18 protein-coding genes are annotated in these 20,066 nt (G+C 31.6%); 9 read left to right on the forward strand and 9 right to left on the reverse strand.

From position 1 onward, the window contains the following. Positions 1-300 precede the first annotated feature (300 nt). Positions 301-948, reverse strand: coding sequence for a radical SAM protein (locus CFE53_RS00935; RefSeq protein WP_256386816.1), 648 nt, complete (start codon positions 946-948; stop codon positions 301-303). Positions 949-965: 17 nt separating this feature from the next. Here CFE53_RS00935 and CFE53_RS06930 point away from each other — a divergent pair, with 17 nt between their 5' ends. After that, positions 966-1,088 (forward strand): hypothetical protein, encoded by a 123-nt coding sequence (locus CFE53_RS06930; RefSeq protein WP_256386806.1) that lies wholly within the window; start codon positions 966-968, stop codon positions 1,086-1,088. A gap of 67 nt (positions 1,089-1,155) precedes the next feature. Here the strand turns inward: CFE53_RS06930 and CFE53_RS06890 are convergent, their stop codons facing one another. Then, positions 1,156-1,383, reverse strand: coding sequence for a hypothetical protein (locus CFE53_RS06890; protein ID WP_216360699.1), 228 nt, complete (start codon positions 1,381-1,383; stop codon positions 1,156-1,158). Between the two features lie 394 nt (positions 1,384-1,777). Here CFE53_RS06890 and gmd point away from each other — a divergent pair, with 394 nt between their 5' ends. The 8 genes from gmd to CFE53_RS00975 all read left to right on the forward strand — a co-directional run bounded on the left by gmd (position 1,778) and on the right by CFE53_RS00975 (position 11,188). Continuing rightward, entirely contained in the window at positions 1,778-2,812 is a 1,035-nt protein-coding gene (gene gmd / locus CFE53_RS00940; protein WP_148120023.1) for a GDP-mannose 4,6-dehydratase, read from the forward strand. 4 nt (positions 2,813-2,816) lie between these two features. After that, the gene (locus CFE53_RS00945; protein ID WP_148120024.1) at positions 2,817-3,506 is read left to right on the forward strand and encodes a glycosyltransferase family 2 protein; all 690 of its coding nucleotides are present in this window, start codon (positions 2,817-2,819) and stop codon (positions 3,504-3,506) included. 10 nt (positions 3,507-3,516) lie between these two features. After that, on the forward strand, positions 3,517-4,581 hold the full coding sequence (locus tag CFE53_RS00950) for a glycosyltransferase family 4 protein (protein WP_148120025.1): 1,065 nt from the start codon (positions 3,517-3,519) through the stop codon (positions 4,579-4,581). Positions 4,582-4,592: 11 nt separating this feature from the next. After that, positions 4,593-5,720, forward strand: a complete 1,128-nt coding sequence (locus CFE53_RS00955; RefSeq protein WP_148120026.1) for a glycosyltransferase family 1 protein — start codon at positions 4,593-4,595, stop codon at positions 5,718-5,720. 9 nt (positions 5,721-5,729) lie between these two features. Then, positions 5,730-6,869 (forward strand): glycosyltransferase family 1 protein, encoded by a 1,140-nt coding sequence (locus tag CFE53_RS00960; RefSeq protein WP_148120027.1) that lies wholly within the window; start codon positions 5,730-5,732, stop codon positions 6,867-6,869. A gap of 64 nt (positions 6,870-6,933) precedes the next feature. Beyond that, complete coding sequence (locus CFE53_RS00965) at positions 6,934-8,004, forward strand: glycosyltransferase family 1 protein (RefSeq protein WP_148120028.1); 1,071 nt, start codon at positions 6,934-6,936, stop codon at positions 8,002-8,004. An 8-nt stretch (positions 8,005-8,012) separates the two neighbouring features. Then, a complete protein-coding gene (locus CFE53_RS00970; RefSeq protein WP_148120029.1) occupies positions 8,013-8,885 on the forward strand; it encodes a bifunctional 2-polyprenyl-6-hydroxyphenol methylase/3-demethylubiquinol 3-O-methyltransferase UbiG in 873 nt (290 codons plus the stop codon). A gap of 17 nt (positions 8,886-8,902) precedes the next feature. Continuing rightward, positions 8,903-11,188 carry a DUF2206 domain-containing protein gene (locus tag CFE53_RS00975; protein ID WP_148120030.1) on the forward strand — a complete coding sequence of 762 codons (2,286 nt, stop codon included), beginning with the start codon at positions 8,903-8,905 and terminating at the stop codon, positions 11,186-11,188. 1,615 nt (positions 11,189-12,803) lie between these two features. Here CFE53_RS00975 and CFE53_RS00980 read toward each other — a convergent pair. The 7 genes from CFE53_RS00980 to rfbA all read right to left on the reverse strand — a co-directional run bounded on the left by CFE53_RS00980 (position 12,804) and on the right by rfbA (position 20,050). Further along, positions 12,804-13,856: a glycosyltransferase family 2 protein gene (locus CFE53_RS00980; RefSeq protein ID WP_148120031.1), complete on the reverse strand. Its 1,053-nt coding sequence runs from the start codon at positions 13,854-13,856 to the stop codon at positions 12,804-12,806. Further along, positions 13,843-15,306, reverse strand: a complete 1,464-nt coding sequence (locus CFE53_RS00985) for a flippase (protein WP_148120032.1) — start codon at positions 15,304-15,306, stop codon at positions 13,843-13,845. The genes CFE53_RS00980 and CFE53_RS00985 overlap by 14 nt, the downstream gene beginning before the upstream one ends. A 180-nt stretch (positions 15,307-15,486) precedes the next feature. After that, positions 15,487-16,665, reverse strand: coding sequence for an LUD domain-containing protein (locus tag CFE53_RS00990; protein ID WP_148120033.1), 1,179 nt, complete (start codon positions 16,663-16,665; stop codon positions 15,487-15,489). Beyond that, complete coding sequence (gene rfbD / locus CFE53_RS00995) at positions 16,662-17,510, reverse strand: dTDP-4-dehydrorhamnose reductase (RefSeq protein WP_148120034.1); 849 nt, start codon at positions 17,508-17,510, stop codon at positions 16,662-16,664. The genes CFE53_RS00990 and rfbD overlap by 4 nt, the downstream gene beginning before the upstream one ends. Before the next feature lie 9 nt (positions 17,511-17,519). After that, positions 17,520-18,077 carry a dTDP-4-dehydrorhamnose 3,5-epimerase gene (gene rfbC / locus CFE53_RS01000; protein ID WP_148120035.1) on the reverse strand — a complete coding sequence of 186 codons (558 nt, stop codon included), beginning with the start codon at positions 18,075-18,077 and terminating at the stop codon, positions 17,520-17,522. Between the two features lie 10 nt (positions 18,078-18,087). Then, a complete protein-coding gene (locus CFE53_RS01005) occupies positions 18,088-19,107 on the reverse strand; it encodes an NAD(P)-dependent oxidoreductase (RefSeq protein ID WP_148120036.1) in 1,020 nt (339 codons plus the stop codon). A 64-nt stretch (positions 19,108-19,171) separates the two neighbouring features. Beyond that, positions 19,172-20,050, reverse strand: a complete 879-nt coding sequence (rfbA, locus tag CFE53_RS01010) for a glucose-1-phosphate thymidylyltransferase RfbA (protein ID WP_148120037.1) — start codon at positions 20,048-20,050, stop codon at positions 19,172-19,174. Between the last annotated feature and the right edge of the window lie 16 nt (positions 20,051-20,066).

The following is a 20,066-nucleotide window of genomic DNA, read 5'->3' on the forward strand; positions in this document are numbered from 1 at the left end:
ATACAAATAATAAAAATAAAAAAGAAATTAAAACTATTCTCACCAATCTCTACATTATTTGGGAATAAAGACATCCAAGAGTTATAGTTAGGAGAGAATGGAAATTTTTCCTTTCCCCTTTAATTTTTAGTAGTTAGAGAAGGATATTATCCAAATTTATACACTTAAAAAATTTATATTTAGAGTAGTAGAAAAAGTATTATTCTTAAAACCTTTTAAAACAATTCGTTATTTATTATTTTCTTTATTTATTTTATCATGATCTTATTAGTTAACTTTTTCTTTACCGACCCTATTATTTCACAAACCATACAATATCCCTAACCTTTCGGCATATCTATATACCTGTTCCATCTCCTCAAAGGTTGGAGTTCTTCCTATATCAGGCCATCTCTCTGGATATTTGGAGACTAAATACTCGGGCCTATACTGTCCCATTATATTTACCAAGGCCTTTGGACAATTCCTTGCTATCCATCTAAGTACAGGTTTTGAACAACACTCTATATGGTTTGGAAGTACAAGATGCCTAATTATCATATCTCCTGAGTTATAGGCTATCTTTATATTTCGGGTGATTACCTCCCAGTAGTTTTCCACTATACTTAACCTTTCAGCACATCTGTTGTTGCCGTATTTGAAATCTGGTAACCAGATATCTATTACCTCCCTAAGTAAAGTCATGGTTTCAATACTACAGTACATATTACTGTTCCAAAGTTGAGGCACATTTATATCTAAGTACTTGAAACTCTCAAGGATCGTGTATGTACTTGGAATAGGATCTCCTCCCACATGGTTTATATTCTTCACCCCCTCTACCCTTAACTCTTTCTGTATCAGTGCCAACTCTTTTCCACCTAATCTCACTCCACCTTTTGGATACTCCTGGCTTATATCGTAATTCTGACAAAATACACAGTGAAAGTTGCATCCTCCATAGAATATGGTACCACTGGGAACTAATGGAGGTTCCTCTCCAAGGTGGTGAAACCAACTGTGGACGTAGGTGTAATCTACCTTACAGTCTCCCTCTGCATTTCTTCTATCTACTCTACACCTCCTTTCACAGAAGTGGCAACTTTTAAATATATTTTTCGCAATTTCAACTTTAACATCTAGGAAGTTGAACTTTGGAGTGGGAATATCATCGATCTAAATCCTCTCACTTTTGATACCCTCGAATATTTTGTCGAAATCTTTGGAGAGTTCCCTGTGGAGATCCCAGAGGTTTTTGATATCTAACTTAGTAGGATCCTCGCTCTCTATCTTTTTACATATTAGGAACTTTGCAGGTGCCCAGTTGTTCATTACCTTATAGTACCAACTTAACCTCTCTCTGATTATGCTATTTTTCCAGATATTTCTCTTATTCCGGATCATTCCTTTCACTTTTTGTTTTTATTATGAGGGTATTTTTGAAGGAGATGCTCTAGATGGAAAGATTTTCTTACACATTTTTTCACAATAATTTTATTAGGGAAGAGAAGCTGATGTAGAGATTAGATCTTTTGGAGGGAATTTTAAAGAATAAGTTTTTATTTATATCTCACATGGAGGGATATGGATAATATTAAAAGTCATTAAAAGCTTATAATATAATACTTATCAATATTTTTTTACTAAATCTTAAATTCTAAAGTTATTTTTTAATTATTATTACAAATAAAAATTAGTTTAAACCTATAAATTATTAAAATAAATTATTAATTATTAAATAATATTATTGGCAACAATATATTCTAACTACAAATATTCAAAATAATATTGTGATACTATGAAAAAAGCATTAATAACTGGAATAACTGGACAGGATGGTTACTATTTAACAAAACTACTTTTGAAGAAAGGATACGAAGTTCATGGTATTGTAAGAAGAAACAGTCAGAATTCCATAGGTAATTTAAGATATCTATCTGAGGAGGAGAGGGAGCAGATAACTCTCCATTGGGGAGATATTACAGATAACCTATTTATAGACAATGTCATGAAAACAGTGCAACCTGATGAGGTTTACCATCTAGCTGCACAGAGTTTTGTTGGATTTTCCTTTGAGAATCCTAAGTTTACATATGATGTTAACATAGGGGGAACTTTGAACATGGTAAATGCTGTAAAGGAGTACTCACCATCTTCAAGATTTTACTTTGCTGCTACCTCTGAACTCTACGGGAAGGTTCAAGAGGTTCCTCAGAGGGAAACTACTCCCTTTTATCCAAGGAGTCCATACGGTGTCTCCAAGTTGGCAGGGTTTTGGACAGTGAAAAACTACAGGGAGAGTTACGATCTATTTATGAGTAACGGGATACTCTTTAATCATGAGTCTCCTATGAGAGGTCCTGAATTTGTGACTAGGAAGATAACCCTTGCAGTTGCAAGGATATACTACAATTTACAGGATTGTTTAGAACTGGGGAATTTGAATGCTAAAAGGGACTGGGGATTTGCAGGAGATTACGTCTACGGTATGTGGAAGATGTTGCAACACAGTAAACCAGACGACTTCGTTCTTGCAACAAATGAAACTCACACTGTTAGGGAATTTGCGGAAGAGGCTTTTAAAGTAGTTGGAATAGATATTGAATGGGAAGGAGAAGGGGTAAATGAAATAGGTAGAGATGCCAACAGTGGTAAGATATTGGTAAAGGTGAATCCCAAGTACTTTAGGCCTTGTGAAGTAGATCTACTTATAGGAGATTACTCAAAGGCTAAAAGGGAATTAGGTTGGGAACCGAAAACTAAATTTAAAGATTTAGTTAAAATGATGGTTGAGGCAGATCTGGAGAGGGTGGCTAATGGATTAAAAGGGTGATACTATATCTAAGAGAATCCTGGCACTGATCCCGGCATACAACGAGGAGGGATCTATCAAAATTGTAATAAAAAATATTAGGAATATTGTCGATGGTATATTGGTTGTAGATGATGGAAGTAGTGATAACACTGCCAAGTATGCCAGGGAATGTGGGGTCGAAGTAATAAGATTCCATAAAAATAGAGGTAAAGGTGCCGCTATACGGGAGGGGTATAAATACTTTTTATCTTCTAATTATGATGTGTGTATTATATACGATGCAGATGGACAGTATAGAAAGGAAGATATACTACCTGTTTGCAAACCTATTATAGAGGATGAGGCCGATATTGTAGTAGGATCGAGGTTTCTTGGGAAGTATAAAGAGGGTGCCAATATAAACTACAGGATAAGGATACTCTGTAATCACATGTCTACCTTCGTTACTAGGATCATGTCAGGACTTCCAACTACAGATGCCCAGAGTGGATTAGTTGCCATTAACAGGTACGCTGCAGAGGTATTGGATCTGGAAGCCGATAGGTGGGGCATTCACCAGGAGATTATTATAAGGGCTGGAAAGAAGGGATTGAGGTATAAGGAGGTGCCTATAGTTTTTGAGAAGAGATTACATGGAGTGTCTCGATTGAAGGTATTGAAGTATCCTTTTGTGGCATTCCCTGTGATGTTGAAGGCGTGGCTTAGGAAGTGATGTGATTACTATGAAGATACTATATATATGTGGGAGGGAACCTTCTTACGTAAGGAACTCGGTAATACTGAAAGGTTTAAAACTTCAGAAAGATGTGGAGTTATTGGAATATACGAGCAATGCTGAGAACTATTTCAAAAGATATATATCAGTATTTAAAAAGTATTTATTAAGATATAGTAGTGATTGTGACATCGTATATGTTGGATTTCTCGGACAACCTATTGTTCCTATAGTGAAGATCTTGTCTAAAAAACCTATAATTTTTGATGCACTTATTTCAGTATATGATACGTTGTGTTACGATAGGAAAATATTTAGGTCGAATTCCATTATGGGAAAGTTATTGTATCATTTAGATAAAGCTTCATGTGATTTAGCAGATATTGTCTTGTTGGATACGAATACCCATATAACTTATTTTGTAGATACTTTTAAACTAGATAAAAATAAGTTTAAAAGGATATTTATTGGCGCTGATGACAATATATTTTATCCACGAGATATTAATAAGGATAATGATAAATTTAAAGTTTTTTATTATGGAACATATTTACCTCTACACGGTATAGAATATATTGTGAAATCAGCGAAAATTTTAGAGAACTATGAAGATATTATATTTAAAATAGTAGGAAAAGGTTTTGTATATAAAAAAATTATTAACTTAGTTAAAAAATTAAATATTAAGAATATAGAATTTGTAGAGTGGGTACCTTATGAGGAATTACCTTTAGAAATTGCTCAGGCAGATATTTGCTTAGGTGGACACTTTTCAGACATTGACAAAGGGAAAAGAGTAATAGCAGGAAAAACTTTCCAATTCTTAGCAATGAAAAAACCTGTTATCGTTGGAAACAATCCAGCAAATAGGGAATTACTCACAGATAGAAAAAGTGCCCTATTTGTTGAACATGCCAATCCAGAAGACTTGGCAGAGAAGATCTTAGAGTTAAAAGAAAATGAGAAATTAAGGGAAAAAATCGCTGAAGGAGGATATAAAGTATTTAAAGAAAGATGCACCCCAAAGGTTATTGGAAAAGAACTTTTAAATATAATGAAAAAGGTTATTTAAGTGATACTGTTATGAAAGTAGGAATTATATCTGATAGGTTAAATAGAACATTGGCCGGAGTAGGGAGATATATCTATAATTTAATCAGGGAGTTATCTAAAATCTCTAAAGATGATTTATTTTTAATTAATTATATTGAAAACAATACTTTTAATCTAAATAAAATAATTATAAATAATCCTTTTAATTTTTTACCAAAAAAGTATGCTTATTACTCTTGGCATATTTATTTAAACTATTATTTAAAAAGTAAAAAGTTAGATTTAGATATTATACACAGTCCTGAAAATATAACTTTATTTATTAAGTTAAGAGAAAATCAAAAGAAAGTTATTACAGTTCATGATATTATGCCTTATATTTTTAATCAATATCACCACCTTTTACTTCGCTGTTCCTACAAATTTTTTCTACTAAAAACCCTTAGAACAGCAGATAAAATAATATCAGTGTCATACAATACAAAGAAAGATATTATAAAATACTTTAAAATACCTGAGGATAAAATAAAAGTTATTTACCATGGAATTGACAGAAACTACAAACCTCTCCCTGAAGAGGAGATAGAAAGTATAAAAAAGAAATACAATATAAACTATCCCTTTATTCTATACACTGGTGGTTTAGCACCAAACAAAAATGTCGAAAGATTGATTTATGCCTTTTATAAATTAAAGAAAAAATTACCTGAATATAAATTAATAATTACCGGTATAAAAAGATATAAATACAAATCAATATTTGAAACCATAGACAAATTAAACCTCCAGAAAGATATTATATTCACAGGATACGTTCCAGAGGAGGACCTCCCCGCCCTATACAACGCTGCAGATCTCTTCGTTTATCCCTCTATATATGAAGGCTTCGGACTTCCACCCTTAGAGGCTATGGCCTGTGGAACACCTGTGATAACATCTAATACTTCATCTCTACCAGAGGTAGTAGGAGATGCTGGGATAATGGTTGATCCCTACGATGTTGATGGGTTGAGTAAAGCGATGTATGAGGTTTTAACTAACGATGGGTTAAGGGAAGAACTGAGAAAGAAGGGTTTAGAGAGGGCTAAGTTATTCAGTTGGAAGGAGTGTGCTGAAGAACATTTAAAGGTTTATGAAGAAGTTTATAATATGAAGTGAGGGGAGAAAGTGAAAATTGGGATAATATCAGAACCATTAAATCAATCTTTAACAGGAGTAGGAAATTATACTTATAATTTAATTAAAGAATTAATAAAAATAAACTCTATCAAAGAAACTACCATTTATTTAATTAATTATAATAAAATAAAAATATTTAATAACTTAGATAATGTTATAATTAATAATCCATTTAAAAATTATCCTGTTAAAACTTATAGTTGGTATATTTATTTATTTATGAAATTTAAAGTACTTCCTTCTTCAGAACTGTCTTCTTTAGAGATTATACATAATCCTAGCCAGGCGCCAACCTATTTTAAAATTAAACAACAATATGTATATACTATCCATGATTTAACACCTATACTATTCCCTAATGAACATAAAAATGGAAAATATTTAATTTACAAACTCCTCCTACCAAAAACCCTCAGAACAGCAGATAAAATAATAGCAGACTCATATAATACAAAAAAGGATATTATAAAATATTTTAAAATACCTGAAGATAAAATAAAAGTTATACACCTTGGAGTTGATGAAAAATATAAACCCCTATCTGAGGAGGAGATTAACAGTATAAAAAAGAAATACAGTATAAACTATCCTTTTATTCTATACGTTGGGACATTGGAACCGAGAAAAAACATTCCCACCCTCATTAAAGCATACTACAAACTTAAAAAACAGGGATTGCCACATAAGCTAGTTATTACCGGTAAAAAAGGATGGAAATATAAATCAATATTTGAAACCATAGACAAATTAAACCTCCAGAAAGATATTATATTCACAGGATACGTTCCAGAGGAGGACCTCCCCGCCCTATACAACGCTGCAGATCTCTTCGTTTATCCCTCTATATATGAAGGCTTCGGACTTCCACCCTTAGAGGCTATGGCCTGTGGAACACCTGTGATAACATCTAATACTTCATCTCTACCAGAGGTAGTAGGAGATGCTGGGATAATGGTTGATCCCTACGATGTTGATGGGTTGAGTAAAGCGATGTATGAGGTTTTAACTAACGATGGGTTAAGGGAAGAACTGAGAAAGAAGGGTTTAGAGAGGGCTAAGTTATTCAGTTGGAAGGAGTGTGCTGAAGAACATTTAAAGGTTTATGAAGAAGTTTATAATATGAGATAAATAGGAGGGAAAATAATGGTAACTCAAAAAAAAAATTAAAGTTGATGCAATTATTGGATTTAAGATGAATGAAATTTTTGGGAAATATAGAGTATATTATGAAACTGCAACGAGACTGACTAACTATATTGATTTTAATGAGATATCATACTTTTTACCGAAATATAAGATTCCATGTAAAACTATTATTTGTAATTTAATATTTTATCCAAAAATAGTTAAAAATTCTCTCAGGAAAGATACAGATTTAGTTCATGTGTGGTCTCAGGAAGAGGCATTTATTATTAACAAATTTAAATTTAATACAAAAACAATAGTAACGTGTCTAGATATAATCCCGATATTATACAAAAAAAATAATGGTCTAATATACGCTTCTTTTATAAAATACTCCCTAAAAGGTATGAAAAAAAGTGACAGAATTATAACAATATCAAAACATGTTAAAAATGATCTTGTTAGACATTTTAGTATTTCAGAAGAGAAGATTAATGTGATTTATTTGGGTGTTAACGAGCACTATAAACCAATTCCTGAGAATGAAATTGAGAAAATTAAATATAAATATAATTTAAAATTCCCTTTTATTTTATATGTCGGTTCAGAGCAGCCTAGAAAGAACTTTCCAACACTTATTAAGGCATTTTATAAGCTAAAAACTAAATACGGTTTTAATAATATCAAATTGGTGAAAGCTGGAAATCCTCAAATAAGTAAATACAAACGAAAACACATTATGAAATTAATAGACAAATTAAACCTCCAGAAAGATATTATATTCACAGGATACGTTCCAGAGGAGGACCTCCCCGCCCTATACAACGCTGCAGATCTCTTCGTTTATCCCTCTATATATGAAGGCTTCGGACTTCCACCCTTAGAGGCTATGGCCTGTGGAACACCTGTGATAACATCTAATACTTCATCTCTACCAGAGGTAGTAGGAGATGCTGGGATAATGGTTGATCCCTACGATGTTGATGGGTTGAGTAAAGCGATGTATGAGGTTTTAACTAACGATGGGTTAAGGGAAGAACTGAGAAAGAAGGGTTTAGAGAGGGCTAAGTTATTCAGTTGGAAGGAGTGTGCTGAAGAACATTTAAAGGTTTATGAAGAAGTTTATAATATGAAGTGAGGGATAAAATGAAAATTGAGAAATTAAAAAATTGTATAGTTTGTAATTCTAATAAAATAATAAATATTGAGGAAGAATCTAATTTATGTATGTGTAAAAATTGTGGACACTTCTTTATAAATCCTAGACCTACAATGGAGGAAATAGCTAATTATTATTCAAGAATAGATAAATACGATACATGGATTGTTAATGAAAGCGCAAGAGAAGTACTATGGATTAGAAGACTAAAATTACTAAAGAAGATAAAACAGCATGGAAGATTACTAGATGTAGGCACTGGAATAGGACAATTTCTATATCTCTGCAGGCATGATTTTGAAGTATACGGGACGGAAATATCAAAATCTGCAATAAGAATTGCCAAGGAGAGGTATAACTTAGATATATTATACGGTGAACTGGAAAATATTGATTTTAAGAATTTAAAGTTTGATATAATAACACTGTTTCATGTATTGGAGCATGTACCAGATCCAGTATCTACCATGCTTTCTGTTAAAAAATTATTATCAGAGGATGGTATTGTAGTTATTGCCATACCTAATGAAATAGAAGGTATAAGATGGAGAATAGGAAGATTTATTAAATCGTTAGTATTTAATAAAAAATTTAGTCGATATGGGATACCAAAAATAACACTAGATGATACTCAAGGCGAGGTTCATCTATCTTATTTCACAAGAAAATCTATAAAATATTTGTTGGAAAGGACTGGATTTGAAATTATTGAAGATACCCTAGATCCATATTATGTTGTAAATGGAAGAATCAAATTTATTTTACATACTTTATATTATTATATTTGTCTGATTATTAAAAATCTACTAAATGTTAATGTATATGATACTATGTGGATTGTAGCAAAAGTTAAAAAATAACAATTAAAGTGGGAAATATGTATATTAAAAATCCCTTTAGATTAAATGACTGGGATATTAAAAGTTTCCTAACAGTTGTACTTAGTATCCTTTTAGTATATCTTGGAGTTGTCGTATTGGATAAATTAGATATCCAAATACCGTTGTTAAGGCAGATATTCGGATTCATTTATTTAACATTTATTCCAGGATATTTACTTCTTAGAATACTTAGAATACATGATCTAAGCTCTGGAGAAAGTTTTCTATATGCAATAGGATTAAGTTTATTTTTAGATATGTTTGTTGGGTTTTTAATGAATATGTTCTATCCTCTTTTAGGAATAACAGATAAACCAATAGCAGAAATTCCTATAATTTTAACTATGACCCTAGTTGTAGGGATCTTATCTATTGTTGCATATATAAGAGATAAAGACTATGAAAACCCAGGTTATATTCTAGTTGAAGATATAATAAACCCACAGGTGTTATTTTTAAGTTTAATTCCCTTTATAGCTATATTTGGGACGTACTTAGTTAATTATTACAATAACAATATTTTATTAATATTAATGATTGTACTTATTGCTTTAATTAGTTTAATTATTGGATTTACAAATTGGATCGATGAAAAATATTACCCTTATGCTATCTGGGTTATGGCTATTAGCTTAATATTACATCGACAGTTAATTAGTGAAACTATTATAATAAATGACTGTGTAGGGGAATTCTATTTAGCAAAAAATATAATATCTCTGGGATACTGGCCATGGTATGAGTGTACTAAGGTTGTGCCCGGCACTTATAATTCAGTTCTAAGCGTAACTATATTACCAACTATATTTTATTACATTTTAAATACTTCTTTAAATTGGATATACAAGTTAATTTTACCATCATTTTGCTCGTTACTTCCAATATCCATATATGTATTTACTAAAAACATAACAAATAACAGAAAACTTTCGTTTTTGTCTGCATTTTTATTTATATCAACAGCTGGGTATCTAATAAAAATAACGGTTATTACGAAACAGTTACTTGCTCAGTTGTATGTTTTATTAATAATAATAGCTTTTTTAAACTCTAAAATTAAATTAAATATTAAAAAATTGGTATTATCTATATTCGGGTTCTCACTGGTTGTATCACATTATGCAACCACATATATAATTATAGCATCAACGATATTTACCCTAATATTTTTAAAAATCTGGAGATGGATTTTTTCATTTAAAAACAATAAAATGGAAAAGGTGTTAATAACATTTTTAGAAATTCTTATTATTCTTACAGTAGGATGGTATATATATATTTCACAATCGATATCGTTTAAGAGTTTTTTAGATTTCGTTCAATCCATCTGGGCTTATGAGATATTCGATACATATGATTCTAGAGTACTCTATACCGTGACTGTAAAACTGTCCTCAGGTATCACTGATCATATAATTAAACTTCTCTATGTGGTTTTATCTTTCTTTATTTTTATAGGATATATTGATAAACTATATATCAATATAGTAAAGAAAAAGACAATAAAAGAAAAACACATATTTTTACTTGGATTTAGTGGTTTTTGGCTGCTTTTACTTATATCAGCTGTAGTATTACCGTCAATCACTTCATCCTTTGATCCCATAAGATTGTACCAAACTTCGTTACTTGTATTATGTATTTTTTCAATAGTAGGTATTAAAAAAATCGTAAATATATTATATATTATATTAAAAAAATTAAAAAATATTAAAATACATAATATAGATTATATAAAAATATCATCTATATTTTTTATACTTTTACTGATTTTTCCTGGAACTTTCTTAGTAAATGAATTAATAAATGATAATCCAAGATCTATTTCATTAAGTAAAGAAAAAATTTTAAACAATAGCCTAATAAAACCAAAAATAGGTTATTTTCAAAAAGTTATACCAATTGAAAATATAGTATCTGGAAAGTGGATAGGGAAGTATGGGGATTATAAGGATGTGTATAGATTTGATTTAGTACAGGGTTATCCCTCTTTGTTGCTATATGGAGACGTAAAAGGCAATGTTTATACTATAGCAAAAGGAAGAATATTAGATAATGGAAATGTAAGTATACACTATGATTTACCTAAAAATAATAGTGTATTTATTCATTTAACATATCAAAATCTTGTGTATAGTTTGTATTGGACTTGGTATAATCCTCTCCAAGTCAGTCTTTTATATAACTATAGCGATATAAAACCTATTATTATTAATGCATTGAAAGTTTATGATAATGGAAAAAGTCAAGTATATTTATACCATAGTAATAAACAAAATTAATTAAAATAATAACAACCATCGAGATGTCGAATAATAATAATTATAATAAAGAATAATTAAAATCAGAAAATAAAGAATATTTAAACTGTAAATCCCTAAATGAAGAATAAATACAGGTGAAAAAGTAAAATAAGCTCTTATCCTCTAAACTACACTGTGCACTGAAGAAACAGGGCAGGATTCTGTTAATCTTTTTTCTTAGAAGTTTTTTACCTCTTTTTTTATTTACTAATCTTTTACTATCTTTAGGGGCGGTCAAAATAAAATAAATATCAAATAAGTATTTTAGGGTGTTTTCTCAACTTACAATTAATCTCTATTCAGATCACTCCATACCATAATTAAACAGTTAATTTACTCTTCCCTTCTAACGGGACAAAACTATATTACCCTAAATAAAAAATAAATAAATTAATTACTATTAATGAATAAATATGAAATCTTCAATTGTTTTAGTAGAAAAAGATAAAAAAATTAGAATTTCTAAGAAAAACCATAAGAAAGATGAATACAAAGGAAGAAAAGAAGACTTTAGATAATAATATAACAACACCAGTAAATAAATCCATAGAAATTTTAAATATTGCACCTTAGCAATATTCTATTGAATTAGAAGTATTTTATATGATTAATAAAGCAAATAAACTCTATAAATTGAGAAAATTTTTATAGATCAATCTTCTATATTTTATATTTAAATTTTAAGTAGGATAATTTACAATCTTATTTTTTTTAATTAATAATATTAATTAGAAAAGAGAGAGAACGAAGATATTTATGCTTATATTGAGCAATATAGACATAAAACTTAATTTAAATCATTTCAAAAAAAAATAAATTTAAGAATAAATTTCAAAATTAAGGTATTTATGAAGAGTTTTCTCCTATTAATGGAAATGACATCTATGATGGATTTTAGGGAAAAGAAAAGTGTTTAGGGATTATTAAAAAGATAAAATGAATAATTTACTAAATAAATTAAATTATAGAAAAATTCTTTTATTTTAATGTGATTGCACTGCTATAATTTCGTATCTGTTGGAGATAAGCATTCTTCTTCTGTCCCTTTGATGAAAAAGGTATTTAAATTTAGATTTGATATAAAAGAAAGGTATTTAGAAGTTATTTGGATAGAGATATAAAGAAAACTCCAGTATTTATTTAAAAATTTATTAAGTATTGGTTCAGTATCGATACTGCAAAAAGCATGATTTAATTATCCTAAAGGATAAAGAAGAAGAATTCGCTAAAATGGTAAAGGAAAAAGTTGTTATAAGTGATAAAGAGCATGTAAACAGGGAATTTGCCGAAGAAATGGAGAAAAGGGGTATTATATTCATCACAATAAGAGGAAAACATGATAAAGAGTGATAAGGAACGGGAGTATTGCAGATCCCTTTCTAAACTGAGAAAAAAAATAACACTTTTCTCAGTTGTAGACAACTTCGGATTGAGATATATACGGGCCGTAAGTAGAAAAGGCCTATTTGTTAAAATTATCCTTAGTCTATTGACGTTTAATACTTATCAGCTAATGGTAATGAGAACTAGGGTAAATAATAAATAATAATATGCCAATAATATTTTGTTCGTTTTTTATATTATATTTTTTATATTATAAATCTCTCTTATAATACCTCCCCATAATACCATCCCATATACCCATATAAAAGTACTTCAACAGATAAATCTTCTTTTTTAAAAAAACACAATAATAAATCCCTCCTATATGTCCGCGACTCAGAACCCATATTAAAAATAATAAATAATTAAAAAAACTATTATGTTTTTTAACAAAATAGATTCTACTTCTAATACCATAATAAACAGAAACAGGAGAATCCTTCCCCCCAGCACTTGCAGAAACTTTATGCCATAAAACGGACTTTGTAGCACATAATAATTTATACCCTAACTTTCTACATTTCACAGAGAGATCTGTATCTTCATAACAATAAAAATATCTCTCATTAAATCCTTTTAATCTATATAATATCTCTTTTCTAATCAACATGGAGCATCCAGTGATATATTCACATTCAATTACATGATCTTCTCTATCCTCTATATAGTGCCAAGTTCTTCCCAACTTTATATCAATCCCACCACCACCTAAAGCCCAGATAACATCATCCCTTCCATTGTAATCGTAATAGTATATCTTACTTCCAACTATTCCAATTTTTTCATCACTTTCAGCAACTTTAACAAGTTCTACTAAATAATTCCTATCAACAACAGTATCATTGTTTAACAGACAGATGTATTTAGGTTCAAGAACGTTCGAGACGAATCTAATACCTATGTTATTTCCCCCTGCAAAACCGTAGTTGTCTTTATTTTTTATTAATATCAATCTCCTATTTGGAGGTAATTCCTCATATTCCTCTTTATTTTTAAAGTACCCTTTTTCTACATCCTCCTCTTCAACTTCAAATACTTTAATAGGTTTATTCTCCCCTGAGTACTTAAAAAATTTAGAATTTACCTCTATCTTACCATCACAGTATTCCTTTATTTTTTCAATAGATTCATCTTGTGAGTTGTTATCTACAACTATAACATCGTAGTTGTTGTAGTTTATCCTGTAGAGGGATTCTAAGCACTCGATTGTATCCTTCCAGCCGTTCCAGTTTAGTATAATTATAGAAACCCTAGGATGATCCATAATTTTTCCTCCTTTTTAGAATTTTTTTAAATAGTTTATAATCTATTTCATCAAATATTATAATAAATATTAACGTTATAATCGTAATAAAAAAAATCAGGGTTATTATTGAGTGTAGTACAATATTTTTATTTATATAATTTAGTGTATACAAATAAAAAGTAGCTATAAGTCCTAATCCAAAGAATAGTTTAATTATCCATAGATACGATATTATATTTTCATTAAAGTAATATTTTAAATAGAGAAACATAGCCAAAAATCCTAAAAATTCTGTAAATACAGTTGTAATACTAGCACCAATGTACCCCAATTTCTGAATTGCATATATATTTAGTAATATATTTAATACAGCGCAAAATCCAGTAATTTTAGTATATATTTGAGGTTTATTGATAGAATTCAATGTATACACAGTAGCATGAGCCATGAAAGAAAATACTACTGCCCAAATTAATATCTTCAAAACTATCACAGATTCAAAATACTCGTATCCATAAATAAAGACTATTATCTGTTCCGCAAATAATGTTGTAATTATACCTATAAATAATCCAACTATTGAAATGTATTTTAAGGATCTATGGTACATAAAAGATATTTTATTTTTAGATTCAAGATACATTTTTGATAGAACTGGATATATAGATGTAAAATATATCGTAGGAATAAACAGGAGAACGTATACAAGTCTATACGCCGCATTGTATATTCCAACAGCCCTATCTCCTATCATATAAGATAGCATAACAGAATCTGCCCAGAAGTATATAGCAACAAATATGCTACTTAATGCAAAGGGTAGAGCCTTTTTTAAAATTTCTCTCCAGAAATTTAAATCTATCTCTAATTTTACCTTTAAAAACTTAAACATAGTAATGGTGATGTTGTATAACAATATGATCCCTGATACAGTTAAATATATAAAGGCTAATCCCAATACATTAAAATTAAGATATATCCCTATCAAAACACCTATAAATAGTAATAAACTGTTTATTATATTTCCTATTCCAACGTATTCCATCTTTTCATAGGCCTGATAGATGGAATAAAATGCTAAATTAAAGGAGTTAATTATTACATACAAAGATATTATATATACTACATATTTTGTCTCAGAGGGATATCCCATTAAATTTATTGAAAGAAAAATTAGTAAAAAAGTTATTATTCCTAAGATAAACTTTATAACAACAACATTTCCTAAGTATTTAGATGCAATTTCCTTATATCTTGCAACCTCTCTAACTATTAAAAGTTGTAAACCCATATCTGTAAGTATACTGAACATTCCAGTAAATGCCAATGCAAAGGATATAATACCGTAGCCCTCGGCTCCAAGATATCTAGCCATACACATAAAATATAAAAATCCGAAGAATTTTGAGAGAATATTTGCAACGAATAAAATACCTGTGTTTTTTAATATTCTCTTAGTAACACTCATAAATATCACTGGTAAAAACAGATTTAAAAATTTATACATAATTTAGATTATTATAATACCTAACAATATTAAATTTTATTATCAGAATTTATTATTTTTTCAATTCTTAGGAGTATATCCCTTTTTAGATATTATAAATAAGTCTTAATAAAAAAAATAAAATTTAATTATTTATTGTTTTTAAGAGAGATATAATGTAAGTGTTTCCAAATATATATTCCTAACTAACCATTTTAAATGAGAATAGACTAAATTGGATATCTCGCTACCCTCTCTCACCCTACTAACCATACCAGCTATATCTAAACCTAAAGGACAGTTCTCTTTACACCTCCTACAACTTAAACATAACTTCAAATTGGACTTACTCCCGTATAATGCTGAAAACAGAGCCAGCCTACCACCTTTATACTCTTCACCAAAGGTGTTATGTGCTGGACAGTGAATAACACAGTTCCCACAACTTATACAGTAAAACATTTCTCTAAATCCGTTATTCATAAGATAACTCCTCTTATTATCTAGTAATATTAAAGTTATTTCCTTTGGATTATGTACTCCCTTAAACAACTTCTTCTCTATATCGACAGTCTTACTAATACCACTTACTATCTCTATAAACGACGGCACCACCTGTCCAGTTGCGAAGAACGTCTGAATCCTTATAGCATTTAGGGCATCATCTAAGGTTGGATAGAGTTTATCGATCCCAGACAGTATTATCCACTTCTTCTGTCTCCTTAAGATCTCAAAGATATTCCCTTCGTTGTGTAAGATTAAAACTGAACCTTCAGAGGATATAGCATTTGCACCTGTTATACCAACATTTGCCAACTCAATACTCTTTTTTATATCCTTCAATAAAAACCTTACAACGTCATCGGCACTACTAAGTTCTACATTAAACCTCTCTTTAAGTTCTCTAATTATCTGTTCTAAGGAAAGATGGGCGGCTGGAGCAGTTGGATGTGACGGCTCTTCCTTTAAAAGTTGGATAAGTCTATCACCTATATCTGTCTCTACAACATTGATACCAAGAGATTCCAACCTCTCAGTTAATTTTATCTCCTTAGAGACGTTGGATTTAGATTTCACTACTATATCCTCACCTTCAACCTCTTTTAGGATAACCTCCATAGCGTCTTCTTCCTCCTTGGCAAATACCACATTAAATCCGCTGTCTTCTAAATTCTCAACAGTTTTTTCCATCAACTGGGAATTTCCAACACTCTCCTCCCTAACCTTTCTCAACCTCATCAACCTCTCCTGTAGATCTGGAATTTTGTGTATGTTCTCCTTCTGCCTCTTCTTAACCAACTCAAAAGCCTTTCTCATTGCAAGTATGCTGTAGGGGTTCATAGGTATCCCTTTTCCCTCAGATAATCCCTGAGAGCATCCCTCCAATGCCTCATATCTATTCCATAGGATCTTATCTTCTCAATACTTAAGACGGAGTTTTTAGGTCTCTTAGCCTTTGTTGGATATTTATCCGATGTTGTTGGATTCAACTTTGCATCTATACCTGTGATCTCAAAAATCGCCTTTGCAAATTCATACCATGTACAACACCCCTCATTTGTAACATGGTAGATACCGTAAGGTAGTTTGTAGGAGAGGATCTTTTCAATGGCGACGGCAGCGTCCTTTGTATAGGTTGGAGACATGGTTATATCATCCACTACATATAATTCATCGCCACTTTTACCCTTCTTGATCATGGTTTCAACAAAATTCCCACCCTTTCCACGCTCTCCTGCAACTCCAAACAAACTTGCAACTCTCACTATGAAATATCTATCACAGATAGTTCTTGTTAAAATCTCACCGGCGTACTTACTTACCCCATATACATTGACTGGATCAGGTACATCCTCCTCGGTGTAAGGTTCTTCTTTAAATCCATCAAAAACAAAATCTGTACTTATATATACATCAATTGCACCTATCTCTTTACAGATAAGTGCTATATTCCTGGCACCAACAGAATTCACAAGAAAAGATTTTTCTGGATACTCTTCACAGTTGTCTGCTTTGAGATAGGCAGCAGTGTTTATCACAACATCAGGTTTTAACTCTTTCAAGATCTCACAACTTGAAAGATCTGTAACTTCTATATCCCTATGTGTTAAGGGAATTACATCTTCAAAAACTTTAACTAGATCTGAACCAAGTTGTCCAGTGGCTCCTATTACAGCTACTTTCATAATGTCACCTTAGAATAAATCGTCCCTCTCAATCAACTCCTTAAGTGTTGGCCATTTCTGATCTTTCTCTGAGAGTACAGGATCCTCAATTGGCCAGGGAATATTTACATCTGGATCGTTCCATATCAAGCCCCCCTCGGAGTGAGGGGCGTACTCGTTATCTACTTTATAGACTACTTCAGCCTCTTTACTAAGTGCAAGTAAACCGTGGGCAAAACCTCTTGGAATGTATAACATATATTTATTATACTCCGAAAGTATAACTCCTACGCATTTACCAAAGGTAGGTGAATTTTTCCTTAGATCTACTGCTACGTCGTAGATAACTCCTCTGATACATCTAACTATTTTCGCCTGAGTATAAGGTTCCCTCTGGAAGTGTAAACCTCTTAAGGCTCCATATCTTGACATTAAGTGATTATCTTGAAGGAACTCTCCTTTTATCCCAGCCCTCTCAAAATCTGACTTCTTGTAGGTTTCCATGAAGAATCCTCTCTCATCTCCAAATACCTTCGGCTTTATAAGTATTACATCAGGTATTTTCATCTTCTTAAATTCAAAGGGCATACTATCACCTCTAAAGGATGACTCCTCTCAATTCAACTTCTTTTATTATCTTCTGAGCAGTAAGTAAGAATTTATACCATTCAACAGTCCTAGTCTTTATATTATCCTCTACCTTCCCTTCAACTAAAGCGTCGTATATCTCTTTTGCACCCTCCTTTGGTGTATACTTAGGTTTAAAACCTAACACATCCCTAATTTTACTGAAATCTACCCTGTAAGATCTCTTATCTGGAGAACCATACCACTCGAAGTTAAATGGAAGTCCAATAGCATCTGCAATAAGTTCAGCCAATGGTTTTATCTGATAGTTCTGCTCGTTACTTCCCACATTGAAGATCTCTCCCTTGATCAGATCCCTTTCACTTTCTAAAACTGTTATAAACGCCCTTGCTGTATCTCTTATATGTACAAAAGGCCTCCACTGGGTTCCATCCCTCATTATAGGTATCTTCCCATGCTTATAGAACCCTAAAACCATCCCATTTATAGCCAAATCAAATCTCATTCTTGGAGACAACCCATAAACAGTAGCCTGTCTTAGAACAGTCACAGAGAAATTATCATCAGCAAGGAGTAATGTTTCCCTTTCTGCCAATGCATTAGCCTTTGCATATGTAGTTAATGGGTTCGTTGGAGAGTTCTCATCTACCACCTCATCCTGAAAACCGTAGACACTACAGGAGGATGCCAGTATATACCTCTCAACTCCATATTTCTTTGATAACTTAGCAACCCTTACCCTACCCTTGTAGTTGATCTCCATAGTCTTTGTAGGATCCAACTCACCACTGGGATCATTTGAGAGTGCCGCTAAATCCATTACAGCATCAACATCCCTTAGTAGAGTAGGATCGAACCATCTTATATCGTCTTTTACTATCTCAAGATTTGGATCTCCAGCAACATCTGATAATGTCTCTACACCAAAGAAGAATCTATCGAGACACTTTACTTTATATCCTCTTTCAAGTAACATCTGTACTAAAACAGAGCCAATGTATCCTCCACCACCTGTAACTAAAACTTTCATATTTTTCACCTAAATAATCACACTGATAATTTTAATAATTTTTATAATATTCATTATTAATTATTTAAAACTCCTCACCTATCCTCTTCAGATATCTACCATAATCCGTCTTCATCAAAGGCTCAGCCAACTTCAACAGATCCTCCTTACTTATCCACCCATTCCTATAGGCGATCTCCTCGATACATCCTACCATCAGTCCCATCCTGTTCTCAATAGCCTCGATGAAGTTACTGGTTTCCAAGAGACTCTCATGGGTACCTGCGTCAAACCATGCAGTACCCCTAGGTAGTAGTTTTACCTTCAATTTCCCTCTCCTTAAATACTCGTTATTTACATCTGTAATCTCCAACTCCCCCCTCCAAGATGGTTTTACATTCTTGGCGATCTCCACTACATCGTTGTCGTAGAAGTAGAGCCCTATTACAGCGTAGTTAGATGGTGGATTTTTCGGTTTTTCCACTATCCTCTTTACATTGCCATCTTTATCGAATTCAACTACACCATACCTTTCAGGATCCTTCACGTACTGTCCAAATACCATAGCCCCTCCTTCCTTAATTACCTCCTCCTTAGCCCTAAGGAGAAACTCTGTCAAACCACTACCGTAGAGTATATTATCTCCCAGTACTAAACATACACTGTCCTCACCTATGAAGTCCTCACCTATGATAAAAGCCTCGGCAAGTCCCCTCGGTTTCTCCTGTTCCCTGTACTCTATATTAATACCTATATGACTACCGTCTCTTAGAAGTTTCTTAAACCTTGGTAGATCCTCGGGAGTAGATATCAAAAGAATATCCCTTATCTTGGCTAACATCAGTATAGAGAGGGAGTAGTATATCATAGGTTTGTTGTATATAGGTAGGAGATGTTTATTCCCTGCGTAGGTTATAGGGTATAGTCTTGTTCCAGAACCTCCTGCAAGAACGATGCCTTTCATTTTATCACCGATATAA

Origin of the sequence: Methanofervidicoccus sp. A16, assembly GCF_003351865.1 — an archaeon.
Lineage (GTDB): Archaea > AGJL01 > Methanococci > Methanococcales > Methanococcaceae > Methanofervidicoccus.